Genomic DNA, 16523 nt, shown 5'->3' with positions numbered 1-16523 from the left:
CATGCCCCATTTCATCGCGGAATACACCGATAACATCGAGCAGCAGGCCGACCTGCCCGGCCTGTTTGAAAAGGTCCACCTGTTGCTAGGCGACAGCGGCGTGTTTCCCTTGGGCGGCATCCGCAGCCGTGGCGTGCGCCTGGACACCTGGCGCATGGCAGACGGCAGGCACGATTACGCCTTTGTCCATATGACGCTCAAGGTCGGCCATGGTCGCGACCAGGCTACCCGGCAAAAGATCGCGGAAAAACTCTTCGAACTGATCACCACGCACTTCGCCGACTTGCAGGCCCAACGCCTGCTGGCGTTGTCATTCGAGATGATCGAGCTGCACGAGCAGCTCAACTTCAAGGCCAACAACGTCCACGCCTTTCTCAAGGGCCAGCCCAGCTAGCCCGTTCGCCCCATCGGCCTCTCAGACAAAAAGTACAAGATCATGAGCACAGCCAATACTGCCGAAACCGCCGGCACCCTCGCGCACGACCGCACCCATGCCAGCATCACCTGGCGGCTGATGCCGCTGTTGCTGGTCTGCTACCTCTTTGCCCACCTGGACCGCATCAACATCGGCTTCGCCAAGATGCAGATGAGCGCCGACCTGCAATTCAGCGACACGGTCTATGGCTTCGGCGCCGGCCTGTTCTTCATCGCCTATGCGCTGTTCGGCGTGCCGAGCAACATGGCCCTGGACCGGGTCGGCCCGCGTCGCTGGATCGCCACGCTGATGGTGGTCTGGGGCGCGTTGTCGACCGGCATGTTCCTCATCGATAGCGCCAGCGGGTTCTACGTGTTGCGCTTTCTGCTGGGCGTGGCCGAGGCCGGGTTCTTCCCGGGCATCCTGGTCTTTCTCAACCGCTGGTACCCGGCGCGGCGCCGGGCCCAGGTCACGGCGCTGTTTGCCATTGCCGTGCCGATGGCGGGCGTGATCGGCGGGCCGTTGTCAGGCGGCATATTGGAACATTTCCATGACTTCGGCGGCCTGCGCGGCTGGCAATGGATGTTCATCATCGAAGGCTTGCCGGTGATCCTGCTCGGCCTGGTGGTGCTCAAGTGCCTGCCCGACAGCTTCGAGACGGTCAACTGGCTCAGCGCCGACGCCAAGCAGCAACTGCGTGAGCAACTGAGCCACGAAGAACAGCGCAAATCCATTACCTCGTTCTCGGCCATTCTCGGCAACCCGCAGGTCTGGCTGCTGGTGGCGGTGTATTTCGCGGTGATGCTGGCGGTCAACACCCTGGCGTTCTGGATGCCCACCCTGATCCATGGCGCCGGCATCGGCAGCGATGGCAAGGTCGGGCTGCTCAGCGCCGTGCCTTACCTGGCTGGCTGTTTCTTCATGATCGGTTGCGGACGCTCGTCCGATCACCACCGCGAACGCCGCTGGCACCTGTGCGTGCCGCTGTTGATGGCGGCGGCCGGCATTGCCGTCGCCGGGCTTTCCCCGGCCAATCCGACCCTGGTGCTGGGCGGCCTGATCCTCGCCGGCATGGGCGCCAGTGCCGCGTTGCCGATGTTCTGGCAACTGCCACCGGCGTTCCTGTCCAACAGCACCCAGGCCGCCGGCATCGCACTGATCAGTTCCTTCGGCAGCATCGCTTCGTTCTTCGCGCCCTACCTGATCGGCTGGATGCGCGACACCACCCAGAGCGCCAGCCTGGCCCTTTACGTCCTGGCACTGCTCATCGCCCTGGGTGGCCTGTTGGTGCTGCGCACCCGGGCGGCCATCGTCAATCCACAATAGAGACCCTTGTCATGCTCGATCAAAGCCTCATCCAGCAAGCCGCCGCGCGCCTTGACCAAGCCGAACGCTCCCGTGAACAGGTGCGGCAATTTTCCCTCGACCATCCAGGCATCACCATCGATGACGCCTACGCTATCCAGCGCGCCTGGGTCGTGCAAAAAATCAACGACGGGCGCAAGCTGGTCGGCCACAAGATCGGCCTGACTTCCCGCGCAATGCAGGTCTCGTCGAATATCACCGAACCGGATTATGGCGCGCTGCTGGACGACATGTTTTTCGATGAAGGCAGCGACATTCCGTTCGAGCGCTTCATCGTGCCGCGCGTGGAAGTCGAGCTGGCGTTCATTCTCGGCAAGCCGCTCAAAGGCCCGAACGTGACGCTGTTCGACGTGCTTGATGCCACCGAATGGGTGATTCCGGCGCTGGAAATCATCGATGCGCGTATCCAGCAGATCGACCCGCAGACCAAGGTCACCCGCAAGGTCTTCGATACCATTTCCGACAACGCCGCCAATGCCGGCGTGGTCATGGGCGGCCGTGCCGTGCGGCCCACCGAGATCGACCTGCGCAAGGTGCCGGCAGTGCTCTATCGCAACGGCGTGATCGAGGAGTCCGGCGTGTCGGCGGCGGTGCTCAATCACCCGGCCAAGGGCGTGGCCTGGCTGGCGAACAAACTGGCGGCGTACGACGTCACGCTGCAGCCGGGCCAGATCATCCTGGGCGGCTCTTTCACCCGCCCGGTGGCGGCCAATCCGGGCGATACCTTCCATGTCGATTACGACATGCTCGGCTCCATCGCCTGCCGTTTCGTCTGACCGGAGACTTCACATGGACATGCCCGTCAATACCTTCAAGCAACGCCTGCGCAGCGGTGAAGCACAAATCGGCCTGTGGCTGGGCCTGGCCGACGCCTACTGCGCGGAGCTGGCGGCCAATGCCGGATTCGACTGGTTGCTGATCGACGGTGAACACGCGCCCAACGACCTGCGCACCCTGCTCGGCCAGCTCCAGGCCATCGCGCCCTACCCCGGCCAACCGGTGATTCGCCCGGTGATCGGCGACACGGCACTGATCAAGCAACTGCTCGATATCGGCGCGCAAACGCTGCTGGTGCCGATGGTGGAAAGCGCCGCCCAAGCCAGCGAACTGGTGCGCGCCATGCATTACCCGCCCCACGGTGTACGCGGCGTCGGCAGCGCACTGGCCCGGGCCTCGCGCTGGAACAGCATTGCCGGCTACCTCGACCACGCCGATGAGCAGATGTGCCTGCTGGTGCAGATCGAAAGCTGCGAGGGACTCGCCAACCTGGACGCCATCGCCGCCGTCGAGGGCGTCGACGGGGTGTTCATCGGCCCGGCGGACTTGAGCGCATCGATGGGCCATCGCGGCAACCCCGGCCACCCGCAAGTGCAAGCGGCCATCGAGGATGCCATCGCGCGCATTCGCCAGGCGGGCAAAGCGGCCGGGATCCTCAGCGCCGACGAGACACTCGCCCGACGCTACATCGAACTCGGCGCAGCCTTTGTCGCCGTGGGCGTGGACACGACGGTGCTGATGCGCGGGTTACAGGCGTTGGCTGCAACATTCAAGAACACCCCAAAACCATCGACCGGTGGCGTCTACTGACTCACCGTCACCTTGTGGTCAGGGAGCAAGCTCCCTCACCACAAGGTGAACCACTCGCGCCTTCTAGCGTTTGATTGTCTTGAGATCATCAAGCAACCCCAACAACGTCTGCAATTTCTCCTCCCCCAACCGCCCCTGTAGACGCTGGTAGTTTTCCTCCATGCTCTGGCTCATCGAGTCGAAGCATGCCTGGCCCTGGGGTGCCAGGCGCACCAGCACGCGGCGCTGGTCCTGTTCGGCCTTGCGCCGCACGACCATGCCCGCTGCTTCCATGCGTACCAGTACGCCGGTCATGCTCGGCTTGAGGATGCAGGCCAGTTCGGCGAGGCGATTGATTTCCAGCTCGTCATGCTGGCTGAGGATGCGGATGACCCGCCACTGTTGCTCGGTCAACCCGTGCTGGTTCAGCGATGGACGGAAAAAGCCATGGCCGCTTCACGGGCCTGCAGCAGGGTCAAGGTCAGGGATTGCCGGGGTTTGGGCATGACATGTTTTCGCGGAAAAATAGTTAATGAGTTAACCAAATCTTATCAGCTTCACGCTGGAACACTCAGCTTTGTGCGAACTGTTTGAAAACCCAAAAAAAAGCCCCGCTTCTCTCGAGGCGGGGCTTCTTCATTCAGCGGTGTATCAGTTGGCCGTGACCACCGCCTGACCGCTCAGCGCCAGGTCGAGCAGTTCGCGGTTGGCGACTGCGTACATGGCGTAGTCGGTGCCGCTGGCGGCACGAATGTCCACCAGCATGGCGCGCCAGCGCTCGACCATCTCGTGGTGCTGCTCCAGCCACAGCGCCAGACGAGTTTCCACGTCCTGGCTACCGTCGCCTTCCTGCAGGACCGAGATGGTGATCGCCCGCTGCTGCCAGTCGATGTCATCGCGGAACGCTTCACGGGCCAGGGCCTGCCAGTTGTTTTCAACCGGCAAGGCGCTGATCTGTTGCAGGTACCAGGTGATGTCCAGCGCACTGCCCACGGCGAAGTAGGCCTTGGCCACATCGGCGGCGTTCTGGCCGGTGACGTCGGACGCCTCGATGATCGGCAGCAAGGTGTACAGGTGCGTGGTGCCGGCAACCATGCGCGCCAGCAACTCCGGCACGCCGGCGGCCACGTAGGCCTGGTAGCGGGTCTGCCAGCCTTCGCGGGTCGGGCCTTCCAGCAGTTCGTCGAGCTTGAGGCCCAACGCCGCCAGGTGCGGACCGAAGTGAGCGACGTCACGGGCAGCATTCTGCTCGTTGCGGCGGCTGCGCAGGAACCAGCGCGTGGCGCGACGGCCCAGGCGCATCAGCTCGTCCATCAGCTCCAGTTGCACGTCGGCGGAAACCTGGTGGTCCAGCGCTTCGATCTGACGGAACCAGTGCGGGAGGTGGAAGATGTCCCGAACGATTACATAAGCACCGGCCACGTTCGCCGGGCTCATGCCCGTCGACTCCTTCAACCGCTGGACGAACGTGATGCCCATGTGGTTGACCAGATCGTTGGCGATCTGGGTGCTGACGATCTCGCGTTTCAGGCGATGGCGACGCATGGCCTCGGAGAACTTGCTCACCAGCGTTGGCGGGAATGCGGTCTCCATGTCGCGGGTCAGGTAGTCATCGTCCGGCACCAGGGAATTGAGCAGCGCTTCCTTGAGGTCGATCTTGCTGTACGAGATCAGTACCGAAAGCTCGGCACGGGTCAGGCCCTGGCCTGCCGCGACACGTTCGGCCAGTTGGTCTTCGGTCGGCAGGAACTCGATGGCACGGTCCAGCTTGCCACGGGCTTCCAGGTCGTTCATCAGACGCTTGTATTCGGCGATCCGCACAAAGGCGCGACGCGCCGCCAGGGACAGGGCCTGGGTCTGCTTGTAGTTGTTGCCCAACACCAGGCCGCCGACTTCGTCGGTCATGCTCGCCAGCAACTGGTTGCGTTGCTTGTCGGTCATGTCGCCGGCCTGCACCACTTCGTTGAGCAGGATCTTGATGTTCACTTCGTGGTCGGAGCAGTCCACGCCGCCGGCGTTGTCGATGAAGTCGGTGTTGGTGGCGCCGCCATGCAGGCCGAACTCGACGCGACCGAGCTGGGTCATGCCCAGGTTGCCGCCCTCGCCCACCACCTTGCAGCGCAGCTCGTTACCGTTGACGCGCAGCGCATCGTTGGCCTTGTCGCCGACATCGGCGTGGCTTTCGGTGCTGGCCTTGACGTAGGTGCCGATACCGCCGTTCCACAACAGGTCTACCGGCGCCTTGAGCAAGGCGTTCAGCAGCTCGGTCGGGGTCAGCTTGTCGGCCCTGATGTCGAAGCGCTCTTTCATCTGCGGCGAAATCGCGATGCTCTTCGCGCTGCGCGAGAAGATACCGCCGCCTTCGGACATGATGCTGGCGTCGTAGTCGGTCCAGGCCGAACGCGGCAGATCGAACAGACGCTTGCGCTCGGCGAAACTGCTGGCAGGCGTAGGGTTCGGGTCGATGAAGATGTGCAGGTGGTTGAAGGCCGCGACCAGTTGCAGCTTGTCGGACATCAGCAAGCCGTTGCCGAACACGTCGCCGGCCATGTCGCCGACGCCCACCACGGTGATGCTGTCTTCCTGCACGTTGATGCCGCGCTCGCGGAAGTGACGCTGTACGCCAACCCACGCGCCCTTGGCGGTGATGCCCATTTTCTTGTGGTCGTAGCCGGCCGAACCGCCGGAGGCGAACGCGTCACCCAGCCAGAAGCCGTAGTCGATGGCGATGCCGTTGGCGATGTCGGAGAAGGTCGCGGTGCCTTTGTCGGCCGCCACCACCAGGTACGGGTCATCGTCGTCATGCCGCACGACGTTGACCGGCGGCACCAGGGCGCCGTCCTTCAGGTTGTCGGTGATGTCCAGCAGACCCGAGATGAAGATGCGGTAGCAGGCGATGCCCTCGGCCGCGATCTCGTCCCGGCTGCCGCCCAATGGCAGGCGACGCGGCAGGAAACCGCCCTTGGCGCCCACGGGCACGATCACCGAGTTCTTCACTTGCTGGGCTTTTACCAGGCCGAGGACTTCGGTGCGGTAGTCTTCCTCGCGGTCGGACCAGCGCAGGCCACCGCGAGCGACGTTGCCGAAGCGCAGGTGCACGCCTTCGACCCGTGGCGAGTAGACGAAGATCTCGAACTTGGGCACCGGCTTCGGCAGTTCCGGAATCAGGTGCGGGTTGAACTTGAAGCTGAAGTACGACTTGTTATGGCCGTTGGCGTCGGTCTGGTAGAAGTTGGTCCGCAGGGTCGCCTTGATCAGGTCCAGGTAACGACGCAGGATGCGGTCTTCATTGAGCACCTGCACATCGTCGAGGGCCGTGAGGATCGCCTGTTCCAGACGCTGTTGCTTGTCTTCCAGGTCGTCGCCGCTGAGCTTGCGCGCCAGGTAGAAACGCGTCTTGAACAACCGGGTCAGCTCGCGAGCGATGTCGGTGTGGTTGTTCAGGGTGCTGGCGATGTAGCCGAGGTCGAAGCCCAGGCGGATCTGCTTCAGGTAACGGGCGTAGGCGCGCAGCAACGCCACGTCACGCCATGGCAGGCCGGCGGTCAGCACCAGGCGGTTGAATGCATCGTTCTCGGCGTCGCCACGGACGATGTGGACAAAGGCGTCCTGCAGGGTGTCGTTGAGTTGCTGGATGTCGAGGTCGAGGCCTTCGGCGGCGGTGAACGCGAAATCGTGAATCCAGAACTCGCGGCCGTTGGTGTGGCGCAGGCGATACGGGAACTCGCCCAGCACGCGCAGGCCGAGGTTCTCCAGGATCGGCAGCACGTCGGACAGCGCCAGCGGCGTGTCGGCGTGATACAGCTTGCAGTGCAGCTCACGCTGGCCGGACACCTGGCCCAACGGCTGGTAGAAGCTCATCACCAGCGGATTGGTTTCATTCAGGCTCAGCAGGTGTTGCATGTCCACTACGGCCGAGTGCGCGGCAAAACGCTCGCGGTAGCCGGCCGGGAAGCCTTTCGGGAAATCCGACAGCACGTTGGTGCCCTGGGCTTCGCCGAAGCTCTCGATCACCAGGCTGGCGTAGTCGTCCTTCCAGCTGCGGCAGGCCTGCACGACTTCTTTTTCCAGCAGGACCGGGTCGATGTCGAGACGGTTTTTCGGGTCCACGCGCAGGATCAGTTGCACGCGAGCCAGTACGGATTCAGAGAAGAACGTCCAGAACTCGCAGTCCGACGCCTTCAGGCGATCCATCAGCACTTGCTGGATCTTCTGGCGCACTTCGGTGGAATAGATGTCACGCGGCACATAGGCCAGGCAGTAGCAGAAACGACCGTACGGGTCCTTGCGCAGGAACACGCGGATCTTGTTGCGTTCCTGGATCTGCACGATGGACATCACCGTGCTGAACAGCTCGTCCACCGGGGTCTGGAACAGGTCGTCACGGGGCAGCACTTCGACCACCTGGGCCAGTTCCTTGCCCAGGTGCGCCTTGGCCTGGAAGCCCGAACGACGTTCGATTTCCTCGACCTTGCGACGGATATACGGAATGACCCGCACGCTTTCGCCGTACACCGAAGAGGTGTACAGGCCCATGAAACGGCATTCCTTGATGACCTTGCCGTTGGCGTCGATTTCACGGATCGACACGTAGTCCGGGTAGGCCGGACGATGCACGCGGCTTGGGTGCGCGGCCTTGGCGAACGACAGCACGGTCGGTTCGCGCAGGTAATTGACCGCGTAGTCTTCGATGCGCAGGTCTTCGGCGGTCAGACCGGCGCGCAGCAACTTGGTCAGGCCGAGGAACGATTCAGGATCGTATTCGATGTGGCCGCCGTCGGCTTCATCGCGAACCACGAACTCTTCATAGCCGAGGAAAGTGAAGTGGTTGCCCACCAGCCATTCCAGGAAGCTCTTGATTTCGGCTTTTTCGTCGGCATCGGTGGTGTAGGCGCTGTTGTCCAGGCTCGCGAGGATTTCCCGGACCTTGGCTTTCATCGGCTCGAAATCGGCCACGGCCACGCGCACTTCGCCCAGCACCTGCTCAAGTTCCTTGCTCAGGACATTGAGTTCAGCGGCATTGGCGCAGCGGTCGATCTCCAGGTACATCAACGACTCTTGCAGCACGTCGTCGCCCTGGGTGCCTTTGGGCAGGATTTCCAGCAACTCGCCCTTGCTGCCGCGACGCACGCTCAGGACGGTGGTTTGCAGGGTATGGATGCTGTAGCCGCGACGGTTCAGCTCGGTGCGGACCGAGTCCACCAGAAATGGCAGGTCGTGGTGCAGCACTTCGACGGCGGTGTGGGTCGACTGCCAGCCGTGACGTTCATAATCGGGGTTGTAGACACGCACCTGCGGTTGCGCGTGATCGAAGCGCTCAAGCAGGCGCCAGGCGGACAGGGTGCAGCCGGCGAGGTCGGACAACCGGCGCTGGGTGAGTTCATCGAGGGAAATGATGCCGAAGAATTGTTCAGCGAACAGCGCCACTTGTGGCAGTGCCTGTTCACTGATGTGCTGCGCCAGTGCCGCTTGCAGTTGGTGCTGGAAGTCGGCTTTGCTGGCTGCGGTGAAGAACGCCATCTGTGGTACTCCGCTTGGGCTTGTTATTGATGGTAGCGTCGCGTGCAACCCCTTTCGGGGCCGTCGGCCATCCTGTTCCTGATTCTCGGGCAGAGGAAACAGGATGACAGGTGGGTGAAGCTGGACGAGACCCGCAGGTCACATCCTTTTCCATGTAGTTCCATGTCATGGACACCTGCAAAAAACACCCTCGGGTGGCCTTTGCAGGTGCACATCCGTTGCGCAGCTTAACGAGTGCGACAATGTGCCTGCTTGCAACGCTGCGACATATTCGGTCATCGGCTAGCGTTATGACCGCTCTGCATCGAACAACCCTAGCAGCCTGGAGCCCAAACGGCACCCGAAGGTGGTAATCCTGCAGAAAATCGTCCGGACTGGCAGAATTCCCTTTTTCGCCCCCGCAAGGCTCATCGAGCCAGGAGCCCTCCCCCATGCAAATGACCACCGCCCTGCTGATCGCCAACCCGTGCGACGAAGAAGAGGACAACATGGCCATGCTGTGCTGCCACAGCAACCAGGGCGACATGTTCCTGATGACCCGCTATCCCGACGAAGACGAACTGGAGATCACCCTGGACGGCGAGCCTTCGACGTTGGAAGGCGTCAAGGTCACCCTCAGCCCAACCTTGTTGAAAATCGAAATCGCCGCGGCGGATGCCGATGCACTCAACGGTGATGACGTGCTGGAGATAACCTACGACGCAAATGTGACGGATCTGGCGGAAGTGGAACTGACGTTGCAGAACATTCTCAAGGGAACCGGTACTTACCTCAGCCAGCTCTGAGATGCCCGTGGCGAGGGAGCTTGCTCCCGCTGGGTTGCGCAGCAACCCCAAAACCAGGCACCACAAATCCGGCAGGCAAACCGCGCCGGCCGATTTGCGACTGCTGCGCAGCCGAGCGGGAGCAAGCTCCCTCGCCACAGGGGGGGCGGCTTTATTCGCCGTCTTTCACCAGATTGCCATCCGCGTCATACACCAGATATTCATCGCTATCACCCGGTCCCCTTACATAATAACGGGCGTCATTGCCGTTATCCGGCACCTTCATGCTGGTGTAGGAGCCCAGTTTCTTGAACAGTTTGTTGTCTTGGCTGATCAACACCAGGGCAGAACCACCACCGGCCCGGGTGGCGGCTGCGTAGCGGGTCTGGAAGGCGCTGAGCCGGTCGTACTCCAGCGGCACCTTCAGGCTGCCGGACAGGTCGATGGCACCGTAGCTGCCATCGCGCCCGACCACCGCCATGCCGTTGGAAAACGGCTCCACCTCGTCATAGGGCAACTTGATAGGCAGTCGCGCGCCCTGGCGATTGATAAACGCGAACTTCTTGCTTTTAACCTCCTGCACGAGCAGCGGTTGCTGCCCCACGAAGCGACCTGACGTGCTGTATCCCTCGGGGTTGATCCGCTTGCCGTCCAGGTTGTAGACATCCTGCCGGCTTCGATCGGCGGAGCTGGCGTAGAGGTAACCCTCGCTGTGCTCGATGCCGGAAAACTGCGTTGGCAGGATTTCCTTACCCTCCAGGGTATAGGCGCCGTAAAGGCCTTCCATGAGCTCGGTGCGTTTGCCGAGACGAGCAATGAACACCTTGCCGGCCACGGTGGGGTTGACGAATTTCATCGGCAAGATGAAACGATGCTTCCTGGCATCGTAGAGCCCATAAGGGCCGTTGGTTTCTCGCTCCACCAGCAGCAGGCCATCGCTCAATGCCTCGGCGATGTACTCGAATGGCAGATCGACGAGCTTGTTGCCGCCCGCGGGGAAATAGGCGAACTGGCTGCGCAACGCCTGCCCGTCCGACTCCGGGTCGCTGGGCTTAGCGGCTGAAAACAACGTGTAGGCATCCGCCATCAGGCTGTCCTGTATCTGTACCCAACGGGGCTTGATGAGCCACTGGCCGGCCTCATCGATGAAGCCGTAGCGCTCGATGTCTCGGTCAAGCGCGATGTAACGCGCCTGTGGCGCAAGGACGTTGTTGACCTGGCCGAATTCAACGCTGTTGTCTTCCAGCGGCTCGAGCACATGAATGACGATACGTTGCGGGGTGGCCTCGAACTGGTACTCGACCTCGGTGTTTTTCAACGGCCCCACCTGGGCGACAAGCGCTTCGGTCAGGCGCTCCAGCTGTTGTTGCACCGCCTGGCCGGTCTTGAGTTGCTTGAGATCATCCTTGGTCTGCTGCAGCGCTTTGTAATAGTCCTGCAACGCTGCGATATCGCCCTCGGAGGGAAACGTCCGCGAACTGCTGCCGTTGCTGTAGAGCGCCTTGCCCGTCCCATCCAGGCCCTGCACGACGAAAGTCGACGACTTCGGCGTGCTCAAGCGCACGGAGGCGCTCGCGTCGCCCAAGGCGGTGAGCTGGAAGGATTGGCCGTCGTCCAGCGTTACTTTCGGCTGATCCTTGTCCAGTTGCAATTTCCTGAACGCCGGATAGCTGCGGTAAGCAACCGTCAGGCCGATACTCGCCAATGGCTTGTTGACATCGATCCGGAAGGCGTCATGGGACGCGATAATGTCGTCAGACTCAATCTCGGGGGGTGCCTTGAGTTCGGCGAAGGCTTTTTCGCTGCCATCACGAAAGCGCAGGCGTTGCGGCAGGTACCGCTCGGCCACTGGCTCATCCGGGGTGGCGGCGCGCTTCCAGAGCGGATCGAGGCTGCTGGTGTCGAGCCTTGCTTCGGAGCCATCGGCAAACAGCCTCTGGGCAAAACGCAGGCCTTGGATCGTCGCCAGTTCAGCTTTCAGCTGCGCGCTGGTGAACGGGACAAACAGCGGCTCGTATTGCAACGACTGCTCGCCGGCAGACTCGCTCGTTTCGATGGACAAGCTCAGTTGCGCATCACTGACCAACTCCAGGGACCGCAGGGTTTGCCCGGTGTCCTGAAGCAAATAGTTGAGGCGCTTTTCCACCTCGGGCCACGCCAGCGTGCCGATGTCTTCCACGCCCCCTTCGTTGATTTCCCCGGCGACAAAACCTTCGTCTTGCGGCGCGCCGCTGTGACGAAACAGGGCGTAGGACATACCGCCTACCACCAATACGATCACACTCAATATCGACAGCAATCTCAAACGAGGCTGGGTAAGGTTCATGGTGGCTTCGGCAGTCAAGGGGCTGGGAACGTCAGGCAGCTAAACACACGGCCTGGCGCGCTGCAAATCGCCTGCCTGGCCCGGTTCTGACAAGACCTGCCTGAAGCGCCGCCACGGCCCCGCTGCTGCGAAGCACCGTTGGTCGCTCCTATGACACGCCGCCCTTGACGCCCGTTGAGCTTCTGGTGTTTCCTGAAACCGGTTTCAGAACCGCTAATAAATCCAATAAGCAGGTTTAAATCCGTGACTTCTTTCTCCGCTGCCCAGCGCAGCCGCGTGACCATGCTTGATGTCGCCGAGCGCGCCGGGGTCTCCAAGGCCAGCGTCTCGCGCTTCATTGGCGAAGACCGCGCCCTGCTTTCCGAAGCCATCGCCCGGCGCATCGAGCAGGCGATCGACGAGCTGGGCTACCGGCCCAACCAGATGGCCCGCGGCCTCAAGCGCGGGCGCACCCGCCTGATCGGCATGCTCGTGGCCGATATCCGCAACCCTTATTCGATTGCCGTGATGCATGGCGTGGAAACCGCTTGCCGTCGCCACGGCTACAGCCTGGTGGTGTGCAACACCGACCGTGATGACGAGCAGGAACGCCAGCACCTGGCGCTGTTGCGCGCGTACAACATCGAAGGGCTGATCGTGAACACCCTGGGTCATCACCGCGACGAACTGTTCGAGCTGCGCAGCGAAATGCCCATGGTGCTGGTGGATCGCAAGGTCGACCGGCTCGACACCGACCTGGTCGGGCTGGACAACCCGGCGGCCGTCGATATGGCCCTCGATCACCTTGACCAGCGAGGCTACCGCGACCTGCTGCTGGTGACCGAGCCATTCGATGGCACGAGCTCGCGGATCGAACGGGTCGAGAGTTTCAAGACCGGCATCCAACGGCGTCCAGCCCTGGCCGGGGCCGTGGTGGAAACCGGCGATCAACTCCTCCCGCGCATCAAGACCTTGCTCGCCCAGCCGGACCGGGGCCCCAAGGCGCTGTTCTGCGCCAACGGCATCGCCGCGCTGGCCGCCACTCAGGTACTGCGCGACCTCGGTTGCCATTTGTTCAACGACATCGGCCTGATCGCCCTGGATGACCTGGAATGGTACCCGTTGGTGGGCAGCGGCATCAGCGCCCTCGCCCAACCCACCGCCGAAATCGGTGCCCGTGCATTCGAATGCCTGCTCAAGCGCTTGCGCGGTGACAACGGGCCGGTGCAGACCCTGGATTTTGCGGCGCGGTTGATTGAGCGCGGGTCGACGCTGAGAAATGGTCGGTGTTGAGGGCGCTATCGCGAGCAAGCTCGCTCCCACAGGGGATTTGCAGGTGTGCGCAAATCCAGTGTGGGAGCGAGCTTGCTCGCGATGAGGCCGTCAACGACACCCCTTTTTTTGAACAGAACTGAAACCGGTTTCAGAGGTACAACAACAATGACCAGACCACACGTTTCCATCAGCCTCTCCAGCTTCGGCGCCGACCTCGTGCGCCAACGCGGCCAAGGCAGCTTCGTCGAACTGCTGGCCGCCGCCGGTGCCTCGCGCATCGAATGGCGCGAGGAACTGTTCACCCACGAACAGCCCGACGAGCTGGCTGCTGGCGCCCGGGCTCAAGGGCTGGCAAGCATCTATTCATCGCCACTCGAACTCTGGCTGCCCGGCCAACCCAGGCCCAATCCCGCTCTGCTGGTCGCCTTGCAACGTTGCGAGGCGTTCGGCTCGTCCTGGCTGAAAGTGTCCCTCGGCCACTTCACCGATTCCCATGACCTCTCGGCCCTGGCGCCAATATTGGCGACAAGCCCGGTGCAACTGCTGGTGGAAAACGACCAGACCCTGCAGGGCGGACGGATCGAACCCCTGCAGCGTTTTTTCACGGCAGTTGAAGCACAGGGGTTGCCCGTCGCCATGACCTTCGACATCGGCAACTGGCAGTGGCAGGACCAATCGGCCACCGTGGCGGCGCGCCAACTCGGACGACATGTGGCGTATGTGCACTGCAAGGCCGTGGCCCGACGTGACGACGGCAAGCTGATCGCCGTGCCTCCGGCGCTGGCAGACCTGCACCTTTGGGAGCAATTGCTCAAGCACATGCCCGTCGGCGTGATGCGCGCCGCCGAGTATCCGCTGCAAGGCGACGACCTGGCGCAACTGACCGCTGAACATGTCGCCACCCTGTCCCGCCTCGGACAATCGCGCCGGGAGAGTGCTCATGCCTGAGTTCGATGTATTGTCGTTCGGCGAAACCATGGCGATGCTGGTGGCCGACCAGAGCGGCGACCTGGCCAGCGTCGACCAGTTTCACAAACGCATCGCCGGGGCCGACAGCAATGTCGCCATCGGCTTGGCGCGGCTGGGTTTCCAGGTGGCCTGGCTCAGCCGGGTCGGCGCCGACTCCCTGGGACGCTTCGTGGTGCAGACGCTGGAGAGAGAAGGCCTGGATTGCCGCCACGTGGCGGTCGATCCGGCGCACCCCACCGGATTCCAGTTCAAGTCCCGCACCGATGACGGCAGCGATCCGCAGGTCGAGTACTTCCGTCGCGGCTCGGCGGCCAGTCACTTGTCGATCGATTCCATCGCACCGCCCCTGCTCCGCGCCCGTCATCTGCACGCTACCGGCATCGTCCCCGCGCTGTCGGACACAGCCCGAGCAATGTCCTTCGAATTGATGAGCCGCATGCGCGAGGCCGGCCGCAGCCTGTCGTTCGACCCCAACCTGCGCCCGAGCCTGTGGGCCAGCGAAGCGTTGATGATCAGCGAGATCAACCGCCATGCCGCCCTCGCCCACTGGGTCTTGCCGGGCCTCGGCGAAGGTCGGTTGCTGACCGGTTTTGACGACCCGGCCGACATTGCTGCCTTTTACCTGGACCAAGGTGCCGAAGTCGTGGTGATCAAGCTTGGCCCGGACGGCGCCTACTACCGCACCCAGCTGGGCCAGGGATTTGTCGCCGGCGTGCCGGTGTCCAGAGTAGTGGACACCGTCGGTGCCGGCGATGGTTTTGCCGTCGGCCTGATCAGCGCGTTGCTCGAAGGCCGCGACGTCAGCGAGGCGGTACAGCGCGCCAACTGGATCGGCAGCCGCGCGGTGCAGAGCCGCGGGGATATGGAAGGCTTGCCGACACGCCAAGAATTACTGGCCGAATTTGAAACTGCCGATCGCGAGCAGGCTCGCTCCCACAAGGCTCGCCGCTGACCCTGTGGGAGCGAGCCCGCTCGCGAAAAAGCCACCACAAACGCACCTGCTGAACAAAAACAACAAGCTCAGGAGTCACAACATGCAAACGCTCAATCTCGCCACCCGCCGCTGGTGGTACATCATGCCCATCGTGTTCATCACCTACAGCCTGGCCTACCTCGACCGCGCCAACTATGGCTTCGCCGCCGCGTCGGGCATGGCCGAGGACCTGATGATCACCCCGGGGCTTTCCTCGTTGCTCGGCGCACTGTTTTTCCTCGGCTATTTTTTCTTCCAGGTGCCGGGAGCGATCTACGCGCAAAAGCACAGCGTCAAGAAGCTGATCTTCGTCAGCCTGATCCTCTGGGGCTCGCTGGCGACCCTCACCGGGGTGGTGTCCAACGCGTACTGGCTGATCGTGATCCGCTTCATGCTCGGCGTGGTGGAAGCCGCCGTGATGCCGGCGATGCTGGTCTATCTGTGTCACTGGTTCACCCGGGCCGAACGCTCGCGCGCCAACACTTTCCTGATCCTCGGCAACCCGGTGACCATGTTGTGGATGTCAGTGGTCTCAGGCTACCTGGTGGAGCAATTCGACTGGCGCTGGATGTTCATCATCGAGGGGCTGCCGGCGGTGCTCTGGGCCTTTGTCTGGTGGCGCCTGGCCGATGATCGCCCGGCCCAGGCCAAGTGGCTCAGCGACCAGGAAAAACAAGACCTGGAAACCGTGCTGGCGGCCGAACAGGTCGGCATCAAGGCAGTGAAAAACTATGCCGAGGCCTTCCGCTCGCCCAAGGTGATCATCCTGGCCCTGCAGTTTTTCTGCTGGAGCATCGGCGTCTACGGGTTTGTGCTGTGGTTGCCGTCGATCCTCAAGGCCGGCCTGAAAATGAACATGGTCGAGGCCGGGTGGCTGTCATCGCTGCCTTATCTGGCGGCCGTGATCGCCATGCTGATCGTCTCCTGGGCGTCGGACAAGGTGCAGAAGCGCAAGCGTTTTGTCTGGCCGCCGCTGCTGATCGCCTCCATCGCCTTCTACGCCTCCTATTTGCTCGGGGCGGAACATTTCTGGTGGTCCTACGCCTTGCTGGTGCTTGCCGGCGCGTGCATGTACGCGCCCTACGGTCCGTTTTTCGCCATCGTTCCGGAAATCCTCCCGGCCAACGTCGCCGGCGGCGCCATGGCGCTGATCAACAGCATGGGCGCGCTGGGCTCGTTCGGCGGCTCGTATCTGGTGGGTTACCTCAACGGCTCCACCGGCTCCACCGGCATGTCCTTCCTGCTGATGAGTGGCGCGTTGCTGCTGTCGGTGGTGCTGACCCTAGCCCTCAAGCCCGGCGCCAGCGACCGGGTCGTGTCCAAAACCGCGACGCCAAACCCGGCGCCAGCACGTTCCTGAATGAGGCTTCC

The 16523-nt window shown here is 62.6% G+C and carries 11 protein-coding genes and 1 pseudogene; 9 read left to right on the top strand and 3 right to left on the bottom strand.

Going from position 1 to position 16523, the window contains the following annotated elements; translation table 11 throughout:
• Nucleotide 1 precedes the first annotated feature (1 nt).
• The 4 genes from J3P89_RS10785 to hpaI are packed head-to-tail and all read left to right on the top strand — an operon-like array spanning nucleotide 2 to nucleotide 3367.
• Entirely contained in the window at nucleotides 2-394 is a 393-nt protein-coding gene (locus J3P89_RS10785; RefSeq protein WP_434697501.1) for a 5-carboxymethyl-2-hydroxymuconate isomerase, read from the top strand.
• Between the two features lie 42 nt (nucleotides 395-436).
• Nucleotides 437-1741 (top strand): MFS transporter, encoded by a 1305-nt coding sequence (locus J3P89_RS10780; RefSeq protein ID WP_434697500.1) that lies wholly within the window; start codon nucleotides 437-439, stop codon nucleotides 1739-1741.
• An 11-nt stretch (nucleotides 1742-1752) separates the two neighbouring features.
• Nucleotides 1753-2556 carry a 2-oxo-hept-4-ene-1,7-dioate hydratase gene (gene hpaH, locus J3P89_RS10775; protein ID WP_434697499.1) on the top strand — a complete coding sequence of 268 codons (804 nt, stop codon included), beginning with the start codon at nucleotides 1753-1755 and terminating at the stop codon, nucleotides 2554-2556.
• Nucleotides 2557-2569: 13 nt separating this feature from the next.
• A complete protein-coding gene (hpaI, locus tag J3P89_RS10770) occupies nucleotides 2570-3367 on the top strand; it encodes a 4-hydroxy-2-oxoheptanedioate aldolase (RefSeq protein ID WP_434697498.1) in 798 nt (265 codons plus the stop codon).
• 63 nt (nucleotides 3368-3430) lie between these two features.
• Here the strand turns inward: hpaI and hpaR are convergent.
• Nucleotides 3431-3852: pseudogene (gene hpaR / locus J3P89_RS10765) on the bottom strand (homoprotocatechuate degradation operon regulator HpaR).
• A 145-nt stretch (nucleotides 3853-3997) separates the two neighbouring features.
• Nucleotides 3998-8866 carry an NAD-glutamate dehydrogenase gene (locus J3P89_RS10760; RefSeq protein ID WP_434697496.1) on the bottom strand — a complete coding sequence of 1623 codons (4869 nt, stop codon included), beginning with the start codon at nucleotides 8864-8866 and terminating at the stop codon, nucleotides 3998-4000.
• Between the two features lie 431 nt (nucleotides 8867-9297).
• Here J3P89_RS10760 and J3P89_RS10755 point away from each other — a divergent pair, with 431 nt between their 5' ends.
• Nucleotides 9298-9651, top strand: a complete 354-nt coding sequence (locus J3P89_RS10755) for a hypothetical protein (protein WP_434630368.1) — start codon at nucleotides 9298-9300, stop codon at nucleotides 9649-9651.
• A gap of 151 nt (nucleotides 9652-9802) precedes the next feature.
• Here the strand turns inward: J3P89_RS10755 and J3P89_RS10750 are convergent, their stop codons facing one another.
• Nucleotides 9803-11956: a WG repeat-containing protein gene (locus tag J3P89_RS10750; protein ID WP_434697495.1), complete on the bottom strand. Its 2154-nt coding sequence runs from the start codon at nucleotides 11954-11956 to the stop codon at nucleotides 9803-9805.
• 243 nt (nucleotides 11957-12199) lie between these two features.
• On the opposite strand from J3P89_RS10750, the gene J3P89_RS10745 reads away from it, so the two are divergent.
• The 4 genes from J3P89_RS10745 (at nucleotide 12200) to J3P89_RS10730 (ending at nucleotide 16512) form a co-directional block, all read left to right on the top strand.
• Entirely contained in the window at nucleotides 12200-13228 is a 1029-nt protein-coding gene (locus tag J3P89_RS10745; protein WP_434697494.1) for a LacI family DNA-binding transcriptional regulator, read from the top strand.
• 147 nt (nucleotides 13229-13375) lie between these two features.
• On the top strand, nucleotides 13376-14158 hold the full coding sequence (locus J3P89_RS10740; protein ID WP_434657212.1) for a sugar phosphate isomerase/epimerase family protein: 783 nt from the start codon (nucleotides 13376-13378) through the stop codon (nucleotides 14156-14158).
• Complete coding sequence (locus tag J3P89_RS10735) at nucleotides 14151-15131, top strand: sugar kinase (RefSeq protein ID WP_434697492.1); 981 nt, start codon at nucleotides 14151-14153, stop codon at nucleotides 15129-15131. Before J3P89_RS10740 ends, J3P89_RS10735 begins: the two co-directional genes overlap by 8 nt.
• A gap of 82 nt (nucleotides 15132-15213) precedes the next feature.
• The gene (locus J3P89_RS10730; RefSeq protein ID WP_434630356.1) at nucleotides 15214-16512 is read left to right on the top strand and encodes an MFS transporter; all 1299 of its coding nucleotides are present in this window, start codon (nucleotides 15214-15216) and stop codon (nucleotides 16510-16512) included.
• Nucleotides 16513-16523 lie beyond the last annotated feature (11 nt).

The sequence above is a fragment of the Pseudomonas sp. Z1-14 genome (assembly GCF_051132005.1).
In the GTDB taxonomy this organism is placed as follows: Bacteria; Pseudomonadota; Gammaproteobacteria; order Pseudomonadales; family Pseudomonadaceae; genus Aquipseudomonas.
Note: the sequence above shows the minus strand (reverse complement) of the source record. Positions and strands in the feature narration are given on the sequence as shown.